Annotated in this window: 14 protein-coding genes and 1 riboswitch; of the genes, 1 reads left to right on the top strand and 13 read right to left on the bottom strand. The window is 27.9% G+C overall.

The window, feature by feature from the left end:
* Window positions 1-12: 12 nt before the first annotated feature.
* From glmL to ACD762_RS03725, 13 genes are all read right to left on the bottom strand, one after another.
* Complete coding sequence (glmL, locus tag ACD762_RS03785; RefSeq protein ID WP_423364533.1) at window positions 13-1410, bottom strand: methylaspartate mutase accessory protein GlmL; 1398 nt, start codon at window positions 1408-1410, stop codon at window positions 13-15.
* Window positions 1411-1412: 2 nt separating this feature from the next.
* Window positions 1413-1829, bottom strand: coding sequence for a methylaspartate mutase subunit S (gene glmS / locus ACD762_RS03780; RefSeq protein WP_423364532.1), 417 nt, complete (start codon window positions 1827-1829; stop codon window positions 1413-1415).
* A 538-nt stretch (window positions 1830-2367) separates the two neighbouring features.
* Window positions 2368-3570 carry a sodium/glutamate symporter gene (gene gltS, locus ACD762_RS03775; protein ID WP_423364531.1) on the bottom strand — a complete coding sequence of 401 codons (1203 nt, stop codon included), beginning with the start codon at window positions 3568-3570 and terminating at the stop codon, window positions 2368-2370.
* Between the two features lie 375 nt (window positions 3571-3945).
* Window positions 3946-5148 carry a sodium/glutamate symporter gene (gltS, locus tag ACD762_RS03770; RefSeq protein WP_423364530.1) on the bottom strand — a complete coding sequence of 401 codons (1203 nt, stop codon included), beginning with the start codon at window positions 5146-5148 and terminating at the stop codon, window positions 3946-3948.
* A 550-nt stretch (window positions 5149-5698) separates the two neighbouring features.
* Window positions 5699-6508: a glutamate racemase gene (gene murI, locus ACD762_RS03765; RefSeq protein WP_423364529.1), complete on the bottom strand. Its 810-nt coding sequence runs from the start codon at window positions 6506-6508 to the stop codon at window positions 5699-5701.
* 100 nt (window positions 6509-6608) lie between these two features.
* Complete coding sequence (locus ACD762_RS03760; RefSeq protein WP_423364528.1) at window positions 6609-7337, bottom strand: tRNA threonylcarbamoyladenosine dehydratase; 729 nt, start codon at window positions 7335-7337, stop codon at window positions 6609-6611.
* Window positions 7330-8259 carry a tRNA (adenosine(37)-N6)-dimethylallyltransferase MiaA gene (miaA, locus tag ACD762_RS03755; RefSeq protein WP_423364527.1) on the bottom strand — a complete coding sequence of 310 codons (930 nt, stop codon included), beginning with the start codon at window positions 8257-8259 and terminating at the stop codon, window positions 7330-7332. Before miaA ends, ACD762_RS03760 begins: the two co-directional genes overlap by 8 nt.
* Window positions 8249-9247 (bottom strand): hypothetical protein, encoded by a 999-nt coding sequence (locus tag ACD762_RS03750; protein WP_423364526.1) that lies wholly within the window; start codon window positions 9245-9247, stop codon window positions 8249-8251. Before ACD762_RS03750 ends, miaA begins: the two co-directional genes overlap by 11 nt.
* A complete protein-coding gene (gene purB / locus ACD762_RS03745) occupies window positions 9219-10526 on the bottom strand; it encodes an adenylosuccinate lyase (protein WP_423364525.1) in 1308 nt (435 codons plus the stop codon). The genes ACD762_RS03750 and purB overlap by 29 nt, the downstream gene beginning before the upstream one ends.
* A gap of 114 nt (window positions 10527-10640) precedes the next feature.
* Complete coding sequence (locus tag ACD762_RS03740) at window positions 10641-11960, bottom strand: NCS2 family permease (RefSeq protein WP_423364524.1); 1320 nt, start codon at window positions 11958-11960, stop codon at window positions 10641-10643.
* Between the two features lie 72 nt (window positions 11961-12032).
* Window positions 12033-12130, bottom strand: a riboswitch (purine riboswitch).
* Between the two features lie 35 nt (window positions 12131-12165).
* Window positions 12166-14325 carry a peptidase U32 family protein gene (locus ACD762_RS03735; protein ID WP_423364523.1) on the bottom strand — a complete coding sequence of 720 codons (2160 nt, stop codon included), beginning with the start codon at window positions 14323-14325 and terminating at the stop codon, window positions 12166-12168.
* 91 nt (window positions 14326-14416) lie between these two features.
* Window positions 14417-15580, bottom strand: a complete 1164-nt coding sequence (locus ACD762_RS03730) for a peptidoglycan DD-metalloendopeptidase family protein (protein ID WP_423364522.1) — start codon at window positions 15578-15580, stop codon at window positions 14417-14419.
* Between the two features lie 228 nt (window positions 15581-15808).
* Window positions 15809-16528: a lysostaphin resistance A-like protein gene (locus ACD762_RS03725; protein ID WP_423364521.1), complete on the bottom strand. Its 720-nt coding sequence runs from the start codon at window positions 16526-16528 to the stop codon at window positions 15809-15811.
* A gap of 135 nt (window positions 16529-16663) precedes the next feature.
* On the opposite strand from ACD762_RS03725, the gene ACD762_RS03720 reads away from it, so the two are divergent.
* Window positions 16664-17362, top strand: coding sequence for a TIGR00266 family protein (locus ACD762_RS03720; RefSeq protein WP_423364520.1), 699 nt, complete (start codon window positions 16664-16666; stop codon window positions 17360-17362).
* Window positions 17363-17374 lie beyond the last annotated feature (12 nt).

Genomic DNA, 17374 nt, shown 5'->3' with positions numbered 1-17374 from the left:
TAGACTCTCCTATTATTTTAAGTTGATCATATATTTTTTCATTATTCTAATGGCTGTATCAGGCATCTCTGTTGCAAGAAGCCCCATAGCAGATAATATATAAGATTCGTCAAGTAAGAATTTTGGTTTTAATGGCTTAAGTGCATCTGGATTTTCTTGATCGAAACACCCAGCTTCTAAGATAGCTTTTGGTTCGTTAGAATGAATCAGTACACCACCAGTTCCAATTAAATATTTAACAGCTGTTAAATCCTTACCGTATTGTGCAAACATCGCACCATATGGTGAATATGATTGTTCAACATATCCTGCATGTCTTTCCATAGCAATATCAGTACATACTTTAGCAATATTTGCATCAAAATCTTTTTCATTTTTAGTTTGTGGAACAAAACGTATGTTAGTATGTCTTTCATAAATATCTGCTTCAATTTGTTCTTTTGTTAAAGAATTTCTATCGTATTTAGCAAATCGACGATAACCAGCTGCAGCATATGCCGCTTGAACTGAATATCTCATTCCTAAATCTCCTTCAACACTTCTTTTAGCAAATGGCTCTTCAAGACCCTTCATTGTAATTCCACCCTTAGTTGGATATCCGACACATAGTGAGTGAATATCAGTAGTTGCACCACCAATATCAATTACTACTAAATCATCTAAACCATCTTCTAAATCTGTACCTTTTGATAACAGCGAAGCTGCTTGTAAAACTGCTGCTGGAGTTGGCATTAAGACATCTCCTATGTACTCGACTGCTTTATCTAAACCTTTAGCATGAACAATATTGCCCATGAAGATTTCTCTTATGATATCACGCACAGGTTCAACATTTAAACTGTTGATCTTTGGCATGACATTTTCTGTTCTTGTGAAATTGAAATTAGCTTTTTCAAAAACATTAGCTACAGATTTTTGAGCACTTTTATTACATGCTATAACAATCGGAGCTTTTATATCATATCTTGCTAATGTTTTAGCATTTTCAATGATTACTTTTTGATTTCCACCATCTGTTCCACCAGAGAACAAAATGATTTCTGGTTCCAATTCCAATATTTCTTCAACATCTTCATCTGTAAGTTCATATGAATACATTGCTAGTATTTTTGCACCTGCACCTAATGCGGCACGTTTAGCAGCTTCACTTGTTAATTCAGGTACTAACCCTATTGCTACCATCTTTAATCCACCTGCCGCACTAGAGCAACCAAGTTTAGAAACAAACTCTATATTTAATTCTTCAACCTGATCAGCTATTTTTGCATATGCATTGTTATAACCGTTCATTATGTCATCTTCTATAGTCGTTATGTCTTTAGATGTTAATAAGACCTCTTCATTTTCGACGTCTACAATAGTGATTTTAGTGTAAGTACTTCCAAAATCAACAAGCAAATAGCATTTCATGACTATAAACCTAAATCTTGTTCGATATCTTTTATAGTATATTCAATTCTAGTCCCTGGTGGGTAAACTCTATTGAATCCCATATCAAGGAATCTTTGTTCAACTTCATCCCAGTCTTGTTTCCCAACAACGATGTTTCCACCAATGTATAATGGAATTTCACCGATACCAGCTTCTACTGTTTTTTCTCTTAAACCTTTAGCATCGATTTCTCCATGTCCATATAATGAAGAAACTAAGATTGCATCTGCATCAGTTTCTACTGCTGCATTAATAAAATCCTCTTGTGTTGATAATACTCCAACATTAACAACTTCAAAACCTGCATTTGTTAAAGCGTAGTCGATAATCTTGTTACCGACAGCGTGACAATCCGAACCGATTACACCGATTACAATTGTCTTATTGTTTTTACTCATGATAACACTCCCTTGTTTGTTTTATACTTAAAGTATATTGCACCTTGAAAATAGTTTCAACAATTAAATTAAGTATTATTTACCTTTTATTTACAGAAGACTTTGAATTGTTAGAATACAAGTCAAAAACCACTAAAATATTAACGATTTTTAAAATATTCACCCATAAATTTGTAATTTGTACATAGTGCACAAAAATAATTGACATGTTACTAAATGTACAATTTTTAGCCATATTTAGCTAAAAAAAAGGTTGTTTTTAAACTACTATAAGGTTAATCTAGTATAACTTGTGCTTTTCTATAAAATTATTCTATAGAGTTTTAAAAATTATCTTGACAATTTAAAATGTTGATTTTTCTACATATATATTAAAATAAATATTAACAATCGGTATATAAAAGTAAAAGTATAACCGTTTACATTTGTTATATTTTTCACTTATATAACTTTGATTTTCATATAGTAAATATATGTATTATCTTACCACAAAAAAAAAGCTAGTTACAAAAACTAGCTTTTTTTTAATTATTAAATTTTATTTGAAAATGTTTAGGAAGAATGTAATTCCTGCTGCATTTACAAAGTCAATGAACAATCCACCAACAATTGGTAAGATGAAGAATGCTTTTGTACTTGGTCCATATTTTGTTACTACGGCAGTCATATTTGCAACCCCATTTGGTGTTGCTCCTAATCCAAATCCACAGTGACCTGCTGCAAGTACTGCTGCATCATAATCTTTACCCATAACATTAAATGTTACAAATGTTGCATAGAATACCATTATGATTACTTGGCAAATAAGAATTACAAACATTGGTAATGCTCCATCAGCTAATTGCCATAATTTTAAGTTCATTAGTGCTTGTGCTAAGAATATAGCAAGGAATAATGATCCTAAGGCTTGTATTTCTGGTATTTTCATTTCAAATTTAGATCCATCTTTAAAGACGTTTCTCATTACTGCTGCTGCTAGCATTGATCCAATATATGAAGGTACAACTACACCTAATGCAGAAATTCCCATAGATATATAATAACCAATACCTACTGCTAATGCTACTTGAAAGAAAGCAAGTGATAAACTATTTTCATTTAATAAAACAGCTCCACCAGTATCTGATTCAATGTCACCTGCTGCATCTTCATGTACAGGTTCAGTTGGTTTTAAATCATGTTTAACAATTAATCTTCTTGCTACTGGTCCACCAATTAGTGATCCAGAAATTAAACCAAATGTTGCTGCTGCTATAGAGTAAGTTAATCCACCACTTACACCATATTGTTCTAGCACTGGTCCAAAGGCACCAGATGTACCATGTCCACCAGTCATTGGAATTGATCCTGCAACCATACCAAATAGTGGTCCCATTCCCATTGCTGAAGATATACCTACGGCAACACCATTTTGGATAATAGTTAAGATAAATGCACAAAGTAAGAATAATGCAACACCGATTCCACCAGCTTTTAATACTTTAATACTTGCGGTAAACCCGACTGTTGTAAAGAAACAGATCATAAAATAATCTTGTAAAGTTGTATCTAACTTTAACTCAAATAAATTTGCTGAGTATCCGATTAATGTAACAATCGCAAATACTAGCCCTCCTACTACTGGATAAGGAATTAAAAACTTATTTAAAAAACCTATCTTTGCTACTAAAAACTTTCCAATAAAAATAACTACAACTGATAACCCAACGGTTTCAGCTAGTGTTAAACTAATTGGTTCCATAATTTTTTGCTCCTTTCAACACTATGATTGTGTTTATTATTTGTTAGCTCTATATTACCACAACAATTTATTATTAAAGATAAGATTAATTACAATTTTTTTTATAATTTTACTTTTATTTAAAAACTAAGTAGAAGTTACTGTTAATTTTCACTAAAATTATATTAACTGTATTAAATATGACAATATCCCCATCAATTTTCATATTAAGATATCTATTAATACAAATTGTGTAATACATATAAATAATATAACGTATCTTTTAAAGATGTTCAATTTATGTGCTTTATATAATTAACACAAAAAATACGTATAAATGAGCTACAAAAAAAGAGATCTAATCAAAGATCTCTTTTTTATAACTTATAAAATTAATTATCCTAGTAAATTTAAGAAGAATGTAATATTCGCTGCATTTACAAAGTCGATGAATAATCCACCAACTATTGGTAAGATAAAGAATGCTTTAGTACTTGGTCCATATTTTGCAGTTACTGCATTCATATTGGCAACACCATTAGGAGTTGCACCTAAACCAAATCCACAGTGACCAGCTGCTAATACTGCAGCATCATAATCTCTACCCATAACATTAAATGTTACAAATGAAGCATATAGAGCCATTAATACTACTTGTGCAACAAGAATTACAATTAATGGAATTGCAAGTTCTGCAAGTTCCCATAATTTTAAGTTCATTAAAGCTTGTGCTAAGAATATTGCAAGGAATAATGATCCTAATGCTTGTATTTCAGGAAACTTCATTTCAAAGTGTGAACCATCTTTGAATAGATTACGCATTACTGCTGCTACTAACATTGAACCAATATAAATAGGAACTGTAACACCTGTTGATGCAATTGCTGCTGAAACATAGTAACCAATTCCAACTGCTAATGCAACTTGGAAGAATGCTAATGATAGATTATTTTCGTTTAATAATACTGGTTCATCACCATCAACTTCAATGTTACCATCTGCATCTTCATGTACTTCTTCAGTAGGTTTTAAATCGTATTTTAAAATCAATCTTCTTGCTACTGGTCCACCAATTAGTGATCCTGAAACAAGTCCAAATGTTGCTGCTGCTATAGCAAGAGTGTTACCACCAGTTAAGCCCATTTCTTCTAGAAGTGGTCCAAAGGCACCTGCTGTACCATGTCCACCAGTCATTGGAATTGAACCAGTTGCCATACCAAATAATGGAGATTGACCTAAAACTGTTGCAAGTCCAACACCTACTACGTTTTGTACGATAGTAAGAATAAAGGCTAATAGTAAGAATAAGATAACTCCAATCCCACCAGCTTTAAGTACTTTGAAGCTTGCTGAGAATCCAACAGTGGTAAAGAAACAAACCATAAAATACTGTTGTAAAGTAGTATCAAGTGTTAATTCAAACATCCCTGTTTGCTTACCGATTAAAGTGACAATTGCAAATACAATTCCCCCAACTACTGGATAAGGTATAAGAAACTTGTTTAAGAATCCAACCTTAGCGACTAAAAATTTACCGATGAAAATTACTACAACCGATAAACCAACCGTTTCTGCTAATGTTAACTGAATAGGTTCCATTTTAAAAATCCTCCCTCGTTATTGAAAACAATAACTACATAAAATTGTTTTTCTTTTGACTAGTATTAAATCATTTTATAATTTTTCGATATAGTCATAAAAGAACTGTTTATACATCCATAAACTACATTCATAATATCACAGGGTATACACATTATCAATTGATTTTAGATAATTATTGCATAACTTAAATAATTTCTTATATATATACATACAATTAGCGGTAAAAGTTAATAAAACTTTAATATATTTCACGTTATATTCATTTAATATATTTCAATGATTTCTATTAATAAGATTATCAATGTTTAATATATTTCATAAAACATTAATAAATAATATAGTTATTTCAAATAAATATAACATATATCTATTGATAATGATGTTTTTGTAATAAATCTATTATAGATTTCACTTTTAGCTTTATAAATTATTCGTATTAACACTCATATAATCTTAATTTTTGCTTTATAAATTATTATTAAGTTTTATAATATATAATAAAAAAGTCTCATTACAAGACTTTTAGTGAATATATAAATTTTTACTATTAATAAGTATCAATATCTATTTGAGTTACTGTTTTATCTTCATTCAAGATTCCTTTTATTAATGATATCAATGTTTCATTGTGATCTGAACTAGAGAATAATTCAATACTAGCTTTATTATTATCAGATGCAAGTAGATTATGTTCTTTCAAATATGAAGCTACATAATTGACTGTACTATCTGCAGGATCAATAATCTTGACAGAATTATTTAAAACTTTATTAATAGTATCTTTTAAGAATGGGAAATGAGTACAACCTAAGATAATTGTATCAACACCCTCTTTTACCATTTCTTCAGTATACTCTTTAACATGTTTCTCAACAGTGTCACCTGCAAAGTTATTTGACTCTACATCTAAAACAAATTCTGGACATCCTTGTCCAATAATAATATTTTCTTGATCATATCCTTTTAATTTGTTTTGATAATAATTACTATTAACTGTTGCATCAGTTGCTAGTAAACCAATTTTTTTATTGATTGTTTGTTCATTTGCATCTTGTGCACCATAATCTGGAACTCCTATAATTGGTATATCAAAATCTAATTTTAATCTATCAATACTTGCAATTGTAGCTGTATTACAAGCAATTATTATTGCCTTTACTTTGTGTTGTGATATTAAGAAGTTACAAATTTGCTTGCTGTAATTATAAATTGTATCTAATGTTTTAGGTCCATAAGGACATCTTGCAGTATCTGCAAAATATACTATACTTTCATTTGGTAAAACTTTAACTACTTTTTTCAATACGCTTAATCCACCTACTCCAGAATCAAAAATTCCAATAGGGCTATTATTCATGATAATCTTCCTTTCATATTTCCTACTTTTATAATACATACATTTATTTATAATACAATTATATTGCACTATGGTAAAAAAGTCCATAAAAAAAAGATGACTATTTGTCATCTAATAGTGTTTTTGCGCAATAACTTGCACACATTAACCCAAATATACTTGGAATATAAGGTACTGAACCTAAAAGTGGTAAGTCCTTTCTATTTTTAACATCAGCTTGGTTTTTATCTATTTCAGCTTTAAAACCTCTTTCTGTTGAATAGACTACTGGCACTTTACCTATTACCTTTTCTCTTCTTAATGTTGTTCTTAAAACTTTTGCTATTTTGTCTTCTTTAGTTTTATCTAATGTTGAAATTGTAATTAAAGTTGGATCTAATTTATTGGCAGCACCCATACTTGTAATAAACTTAATTCTTTTTTCTAAACATGTTTTAATAATATGTTTTTTTGCTGTAATAGTATCACAAGCATCAATTACAAAATCAGGTTTTAATTCAAATAAACGGTGTGATGTTTCTTCATTATAAAACATCATTAATTTTATTACATTTGCATTGGGATTAATATCTTTGATTCTTTGTTCCATTACATCAGTTTTATTCTTTCCTATTGTTGAATGTAAAGCAATAATTTGTCTGTTTAAGTTTGTAATATCAACTATATCTTTATCTATAATTATTATATTTCCGACACCTAGTCTAGCAATTGCTTCAACAGCAAAGCCACCTACTCCACCAATTCCTACAATTGCTACACTCTTACTAGCTAATTCATCTATTTTATCATTAAAGATAATTTTTGTTCTATCAAATTGTGTTTTATTCATCAAAATGCTCTCCTACTAACTTTTTTGCCTCTTTTATTGTATTGTTAAAATCTTCAACATCTACATTTATCCATTTCACTTTCATTTGATTATTAAACCAAGTTGTTTGTTTCTTTGCATATCTTCTAGAATTTTGTTTTACTTTCTCGATTGCTGTTTCTATATCTAACTCTTGATTTATATATGGAATAAACTCTTTAAAGCCAATTGCTTGAAATAGTTGAAAATCACTATTAATATCATATCTTTTAGTTAGATCTTCTACTTCTTTTAATAATCCTAAATTTAACATTTTATCTACTCTTAAATTTATTATATTATATAATTCTGTTCTTTCCATTGTTAATCCAATTACTAATGCATCATAAACCATTTCATGGTTTTGTTTATTTATAAATTCACTTTTTTTTACATCATTATTTTCATATATATCTATAGCACGTAATACTCTTTTTCTGTTATTTGGATGAAGTGGTAAAGATGCTTCTAAATCTATTTCTTTTAAATATTCAAATAGCTCATTATTGTCTAATTCTTGATATTTAAGTTCTACATCTTGAGATTTTTCTTTAATGTTATCAAGCTTATAATCATATAACAATGCCTTTATATACAAGCCACTACCACCTACTACAATTGGTATTTTACCTTTTTTATTTATATCATTTATCAAGATATCTGCTTGTTTTTTAAATTCTGCAATATCAAATCTTTTTTCTAATTCAAAGCAATCTAGTAAATGATGTTTAATACCTTCTTGTTCTTCTAAACTTGCTTTAGCACTTAATATATTACCTTCTTTAAATACTTGAATAGAATCTCCATTTATTATTTCTGTATTTAGATATTTAGCTAATTCAATTGATAGTTTAGTCTTACCTATACCTGTAGCACCTACAATACATATAACTTTATTTAACATTCTTATCACCATCCTTTGTCTTTAAATATTCTACTAATTCAATATATTTTCTATAATTGTTCTTTGCATTAATACTGTAATCATTAATATTGTTTTTATCATTTAAGATTATTAATAATGTTTGTACTAACTCTACTTCTCTTTTTTTAAGGAATAATTTATTTATAAGTTGTTCTAATTCATTTGATGAGTGTTCACTATTATTTAATATAATAAGAAAAAATACTATATAATAATCATTTGATGTAATATTATGTGTTTTAATATTTTGATATCTTTTAATATAAATAGCATTATTTTTAATCTTAAAAAAACTTTGTAAAATATCAAGAAAGATACTTAAATTAAAAAAATCTGATATTATTATTGTTCTTAAATATTTATTTATAATGTTACTTGGTTGAAATAGTAACTGATTTGCCATTTTTTTAGATAAATTATATGTTTTATCATCTACTGTAAAATCATACTTAAATTTATATTTTAAAAATCTTAAAGTTCTAATAGAATCTTCAGTATATTTTTGATAATTTACTGCCTTAAGAATTTTATTATTTAAATCTGATAAACCGTTACAGTAGTCATAAATTTTTTTGGCTTTTAAATCATACATTAAGGCATTTATAGTAAAGTCTCTTCTTTGTATAGCTAATTCTCTACTAAGATTAATATCTACATTAATCTTATAATCAGAATAACCTTTTTCAATTTTTGTTTCTATTCTAGGTAATGAAAACTCTAAATTTAAATATTTAAGTGTTTGGAATTTAAAATTAATATATGAATCTTTATTTACTGCTAGAATCAATGGATAAAGTTTGATATTATATACTTCAAAATCAAAATCAGAAATAGAAAAACCTAGTGCAATGTCTCTAATGGCACCGCCTATTAAATAGACTTCACCATTAGCTTTTGTAATGCTATTGACAATTGACCAGGTTTTTTTATTAATGCTTTTATCTATTTCTTGAGTTAGTGTATACACGTTTAAAAATTGTGTCTACTTCCTTAAGATGATGAGTAATATCAAAACAATTTGCTAATTCTTTAGGATTCATTATGTTTGTTACTGCAGTAGTAATAGATAATAGAGTATGGAAATCCTGTCCATCTTTATAAGATTTTAAAGCTACTGGTTGTACTATATCATATGCTTCTTCACGAGATAGTCCTTTTGCAACTAGTGCATTTAATACTTGACCTGAGAATACAGCTCCATGTGTCTTATAAATATTATCTAACATTTGTTGTTCATTAATTTCTAAGTTATTTAGTATGTTTGTAAATCTTTTTAACATATAATGCAACAAAGTAGTCCCATCAGGGATTATTATTCTTTCAGCACTGCTATGAGAGATATCTCTTTCATGCCATAAATTAATATTTTCATAAGCTGTTACCATGTAACCTCTTATAACTCTAGCACAACCTGCCATATTTTCACTACCAATAGGATTTCTTTTGTGTGGCATTGCTGAACTACCTTTTTGCCCTTTGGCAAATCCTTCTTTTACTTCATTTACTTCAGTTCTTTGTAAATGACGAATTTCTGTTCCAATTTTTTCAATTTGAGAAGCTATCATTGCTAGAGTTGCCATATATTGTGCATGACGATCTCTTTGAAGTATTTGTGTTGAGATGTTTGCCGAATTAATATTTAAATTTAGGCATACATAATCTTGAACAAATGGAGGTGTGTTTCCAAAAGTTCCAACTGCTCCTGAAATTTTACCACATTCAATAATTCTTCTAGCTTCTTTAAATCTTTTTATATTTCTTTGTAATTCATCATACCATAATGCAACTTTCAAACCAAAAGTTGTAATTTCAGCATGAATACCATGAGTTCTTCCAATACATGGAGAATATTTATGTTTTTCTGACATTGTTTTAAGCGAGTTTGCAAAAGTATATAATTCAGCTTCTATTAATTCATTTGCAAGACTTATTTGATAACCTAAAGCTGTATCAACTACATCTGTGCTTGTTAGTCCATAATGTATCCATTTCTTTTCATATCCAAGTGATTCAGAAACAGTTCTTGTAAAGGCAATTACATCATGTCTTGTTGATTGTTCAATTTCATAAATTCTATTGACATCAAACTTTGCTTTTTCTTTGATTAATTCTAAATCTGTATCTGGTACTGTACCTAGTTTATTCCAAGCTTCTGAAGCTAAAATTTCAACTTTCAACCATGAATCGAATTTTGAATTATCATTCCATATTGCTTCCATTTCTTTTGTACTATAACGTTTAATCATAAGTCCACTTCCTTCTATTAAGTTATATATTAATATATTAACATATATATGTTTAAAAAATAAGTATAATTAGAAAAAGGAATACAAAAGTATCCCTTTTTATTTGTAAAATAATTACATTGCTTTACTTACAAAGAATAATATAAAGAGTACAGCTAAACCATACATAATTGGTGAAACTTCTTTTTGTTTACCTGATGCTACTTTTAGGATTACATAAACTGTAAACCCTACTGCTATACCTTCAGCAATTGAATATGCTAGTATCATAAAAACCATTGTTAAAAAACTTGCACATGCATCTGAGAAATCATCATAATTTACATGTTTATTACTAGACATCATCATAGCACCAACACTTATTAATGCAGGAGCTGTTACCGCTGATGTTATTACTGATAGTAATGGTGAAAAGAATAGTGCAAGTAAAAAGCAAAATGATGTTGTTAATGCTGTTAGACCTGTTCTTCCACCTGCTTCTACACCTACAACACTCTCTGCATAACTTGTTACTGAACTAGTTCCAATAACTGCACCAATTGTTGTTGCTGTTGCATCTGACATTAATGCTTTATCACTATCAATTAATTTACCTTCATCATCTAATAATCCTGCTCTAGTAGCAACACCCATTAATGTTCCTGCTGTATCAAAGAAGTCTAAGAATAATGCTGAAAATACTAAGAACCAAAAACTACTAGTTTTCATTAGATCAAAAACATTAAAATCAAATAGTTTGAAAGCAATTGGTTCTAAACTTGGTATTGATCCAACTATTTTAGTTGGTACATCAACTACTCCAAAAGCCATACCAGCAACTGCAGTTAGTAAAAGTCCGATAAAAATACCACCTTTTACTTTTCTAGCAACTAAAACAAGAGTTAATACGATACCAAATGCAGCTAATATTACATTTGGATCATTTAGTGGTCCTAATGTTACTAATGTTGATTCACTAGCTACAATTATTCCAGATCCTTGTAGTCCTACAAAGGTAATGAATAGACCAACTCCAGCACTAACAGCATATTTTAGTGAAGATGGTATCGCATTAATAATTTTTTCTCTAACTTTTGTAGCTGCTAATAGTACAAAAATAAGCCCAGATGTAAAAATTACTAATAATCCTTGTCCAAAACTATATCCCATTTCTCCACATATTGTAAATGCAAAGAAAGCATTCATACCCATTCCTGGAGCTTGCGCTACTGGGTAATTTGCATAAAGTGCCATAATAGTTGTACCAATAATTGCAGCGATTGCCGTTGCTACAAACACTGAATCTGCTGGCATTCCAGCAGCTGACAATATGTCAGGATTTACAAAAAGAATGTAGGCCATTGACAGGAATGTTGTAATACCTGCTAAAACTTCTGTTTTAGGATTAGTCTTTCTTTCTTTTAACTTAAAAAATGAATTAATTGCATCAATCATAAAAGGGTAATACCTCCAAATTTTATATATTACCATCAAAAAAAGGCGTCATATAGCTAAATATGGACACCTTAAAATAAAAGAGTCCATTATAGTCTTACGTTTGTGGTGTAAGGTAGAAACTGCTAGCCATATCCTAACTTTATATAATGGTTTACTCAAATATTATAGCACATTATAAACAATCGGCAAACACAAAATTGGTTTATATGTAGAATTTCATTGCTTTTTCTACCTGACTTGCATTTTCAATTGTGAAATATACTATTTTATAGTCTGCATTTATATTATCTTCTAATTTGTTAATTGGAAATTGTGAAAATATTTCAATATTATCTAAATATTTTCTTACATATAGATTTTCATTTTTATATGATTTCATTCTAATAATATACTTATTTAATAATTCTTTATTAATTTTCTCTAAATTATAGTTAATTATCATGTATGGTTTATGCATGTAAGCAATAACACTTGTATTAATATTTTCTAAAGAAAAAGAATTTTCATCTTTTACTTCTAGTGATAATAATGCATTAACAACATTATCATTATTTAAGAAATTAAGTGTTTCTGTATTTGTGATGTTGAAAGAATAATTAAGTTCTACTTGTTTTTCATTTTTTAAACGATTATACATTCCTAATTCACTTACCATAACACGATCATAATTTTTAATGATTTTAAAATACTTATTAACTTCTTTATCATTAACAACTCTAGGTAGTACTGGTATGATTTTTTCAAACATATTTGTGAATTTATGTAATTCTAGTATATTATCAACATAAACTTCTTTGATTTGATATTGTTGTAAAACCTTAGCTTGCTCTAAAGTACTACAAATAAATTTATATCCTTTAAAGTTTTTATAGTTACTTGATACTAGTTCATTATCAACTGGTATTTCTTTTTCACATTTAAGCATTAAATTCAACTCTGCTTCTATAACATCTCTTCTAAATTTATTTATTAAACTTTTAGGTATAAAAACATTATCTGATATTGTACATTCAACATATTTAAACTCAAAAGGTGTTGCTAATGTTTTAGAAAACTGCTTCAATATTTCATCTTTTGTTGTCGGTTTATTTAAAGACTTTTCAACGATGAAATCTGAAGTGTGAACCATGTTTTCAGTAGTTGCAATAATTTTACTACCCTCTTCTATATACAAGGAAATGTCTATTTCTTTCTTATATAAATATTTTTGAGTGAATACTTCTGCTTCTTCGGCTAACACTCTTGATTTTACAAGCATTACTTTTCCATTTTTTATTGAATTATCTTTATTTTTCACATAAGCTTTTCCAGATTCAATAGATTCAACTTTTTCATAGTTTTCATCATATAAAAAGTCTATATTCATTCCTGTCTCTTGGTTATTTTTATTTACGATACGAATACTATCTAATCTACTAATTGGCTTTGTAACTAATAATTCAATATATTCTTTATTAGTGCTTATTACTTTTCCTATTTCTAATCCTTCATTATTAACTCTAAAATTATTTGAAACATTTTTATCATTCATCAAATGACCAGTTGTATATTTTCTATTAAAAGCAACCTTACTATTATCTAAATACATTTGATCTAAGTTTCCATTCATTATTTCTTTATAATATGAAACGGTATTGTATAAGTATTCTTTTGTTTTTAATCTTCCTTCTATTTTTATACTGTCAATTATATTATTTAATTTTAATATATTTTCTTGTAAAGCTAAATCTTTCAAACTTAATTTATAGTCTTGTTGTTCTTCATTATTTAAACTATGTAGTTGACGACAATTTTGTTTACAAGCTCCTTTATTTCCAGAACCTCCATTATCAAAATAAGAATAATAACATTGTCCAGAATAACTTGTACATAATGCACCATGAACAAATGCTTCTATTTCAATATTAGAATTGTTTTTAATGTATTTTACATTATCAAGACTCATTTCTCTTGGCACTACTACTCTTTTTACATTATTACTCATTAAAAAGCGTACACCATCTAAATTATGAACATGCATTTGTGTAGATGCATGAATTTCAATTGTTGGATATCTTTTTTTTATTATTGAAAGTAAACCTAAGTCTTGTACTATAATTCCATCAATACATAATGATGCTAGTTCATCTAAATACTTAATAGCTGCAATTAATTGAACATTGTCTATTAATGTATTGAATGTTACATATACCTTTCGATTATATATGTGTGCATACTCAACTATTTCTTCTAGATCAGCTATACTTATTGCAGCACTTGCTCTGGCAGAAAAACCAGGTCCTGAGCAATAAATTGCATCTGCTTGTGCATTTATTGCAATAAATGCACTTTCTTTATCTTTTACTGGTGCTAATAGCTCCATTAAATCACTCCTTTGTTGTATATAAATTTTATCATAGATAGTTCTATAAAACTATCTTTAGTTTACAAAATAAAAACATGGTTTCCCATGTTTAATATTTTTGATTTAATTTAAGATTATAAAAATCATTTGGTGCTATTCTTTTAACTTTATCTGCTTTACCTTTTTTAGTATATCCTAAACCAAACCAATAGTCTTCATTTTCTTTAAACTCATTTACAACCTTTTTTAAACTACTTGTATTATGTCTAAATATCTCCATATGTAAATGTGGACCAGTAGAATTTCCAGTATTACCAGTATAACCTATTACATCACCTTGTTTGAAAGTTGTAACATTAGACTTAAATTTATTTAAATGAGCAAATAACATTGTATATACATAGTTACCTTTTTTTACAGCAATTACTATATGATTTCCATAGCCATTAGCACCTTTGCTTTCACTAAGTATAACTCCATCAGCAGGAGCTATTAATTTAGTATTAGTATTAACTGCAAAATCAACACCAGGATGCCAACCTCCACCAAAACTTGCTGGATAGTACCAGGCAACTGCACTAATAGTTGCATGTTTAACAGGTCTAAGCCAATTGCTATTTTTATCTTCAACACTACTCAAATCTACTTTATCAAGTGCTTTGTTATAATCACCAGTACCTCCACTATTAGTACTGCTATACAAATTTATTGTTGATCTTTCAACTTCTGTAGCAACCATACTATGTGTTTTAATCGTTTTATTTAAACTGCTTATTTGTGTTTTTATTTCTTTATTACTACTATTCAAGTCTTTTATTGATTCACTTAAATTAGTTACTTCTAAGCTATTCTTGTTAGTTTCACTACTATTAAAGATATTAGAAAAGAAATTATTTGTATTATTTTCTATTTCTTTTTTTAGATTACTTATTTTACTTTGATTACTTTTTTGTTCATTTTTATTTTCTTTAACAGTATCATTTAACTTAGAAATTACCTTTTTTATGTTTATATTAAATTTATTTAAATTTTTAGCAGAAACTTCATTTTTATTTGCAGAATCTACACTTGTAATATTAATACCTAATTTATTTTCTTGATACTGAACAAATTCATCACAAGTTGTTGTATTTAATGCATATGAAGATTTAGTACTACATAATTCACTATAGTTATTATAATCATTTGAATAATCTACTTTGGCATTTAAATTATTTAAATTCATAATACTTAGTGCTATAAAGCTTGTAAATGCTATTATTTTTTTGTTCATCTTAACACCTCGAATAGATTATATCAAACATCTTTAATAATATATGTTTATAATATATAAGAAATATTTATGAAATGTGTAAGAATGTAATTATAATATATTATTAATTACTAATTAACAATAATAATTGTATATAAATACATATGTGTATTTTATAGGTTTTGACTAGAAGCATTATTATAAAAAAAGAATAACCTAAGTTATTCTTAAAATTAATTTATTCGATTTCTAGTAAAATATTGATGGTATAACATTATTTAAAATATGCATAATATATGTTGCTATTATATTATGATTTGATACTTTATAAACAAAAGATAATGTTAATGAAGGTATTAAATATGTTAAAAAGTTTACAACAGCTTCAACACTGAAATTAGTAATAAATGAGTTTTCATGAATTAAAGCAAATATCAATGCCATAATAATGTATGGCAGCCAACTTTTAGAAACTTTATCTTTAATTAAAAGTCCTGCTATAGACATTCTAAATATTAGTTCTTCTAAAAATGGAACTATTAAGCCAATAACTAATATAATAGTTAGTGTTGATGCTCCACTCATCATGTTATTTACCACTTGTTGGTTTTCTGCTTCAGACACATCTATTTGCATTAGTTGTACTAAAATTGAAAAAACTACTATTGCAAAAGTCATGATTATGTAACCTATAAGGCCATATTTAAAAGTTTCTTTAATATTTTCAAATGATTTATGTATTTTTTTTCTTAAGTATTTATAGTTTAAAAGAATAATTATCATAAGTGTTGGTATCATCATAATAGCCATTCCTTGAATTGAACCTAAAGTATCTACTAGTTTAGATTGCATTTGATCAGCACTAAGACTAGCAAATTTTGCTTTTATATAAAAGGCAAAAATTATTTGGACTATTATTGGAAATATATTATATATAGTAATGTTGATTATACTTTTAAATCTTGACATAGTTGCACCTACTTTTTAAATTTACTGTTTATATTCTATCATATGTCTTAATAAATGTGTATTAATAAAGTATGATTATTATTCAAAAATAATATGTGGTATTATTATGTTACTAAATAGAAAGAAGGAAATTTTATGAATGTAGATATTAGTCAAAATACGGCATTTCCAATTGCTGAAGTTACTTTGAATGCAGATGAAAAAATTAAGATTGAATCTGGATCTATGGTATATATGAGAGGTAATGTTAAGTTAGAGGGTAATATGAATTCTAATGGTTCAAAAGGTGTTGGTGGTGTCTTAAAAGCATTAGGTAGATCAATGACTAGTGGTGAAAGCTTTTTTATTACAAGTGCTACAGGTAAGGAAAATAATTCAAAAATAGCATTAGCACCTGCTGCTCCTGGAGTTATTAAAAAATTAGAAGTGGGTCAAATTCATTGGCGATTAAATACCGGTGTATTCTTAGCTTGTGAAGAATCAGTATCTTATAATATGGTAAGACAAAGTATAGGTAGAGCAATTTTATCTGGTACTGGTGGATTGTTTGTTATGGAAACTACTGGAGCTGGTGAATTACTAATAAATACTTATGGAGATTTAATTGAGATAAACTTAGATGGTAGTGAACGTTTTGTAATTGACAACTATCATGTCGTTGCTTGGAGTGATACTTTGACATATGATATTGAAATAGCAAGTGGTGTCTTTGGTTTTACTACTGGAGAAGGTGTTGTTAATGTCTTTAATGGTAAAGGTACTGTTTTAATCCAGTCAAGAAATATTCAACAACTAGCTTCTGTTATTGATCCATTTGTAACAAAAGCTCAATAATATATAAGTAAA

Source organism: Mycoplasma sp. P36-A1 (assembly GCF_049478495.1).
Lineage (GTDB): Bacteria > Bacillota_I > Bacilli_A > JAJDGJ01 > JAJDGJ01 > P36-A1.
The sequence above is the reverse complement of the archived record's forward strand: the minus strand, read 5'-3'. Positions and strand labels throughout refer to the sequence as shown.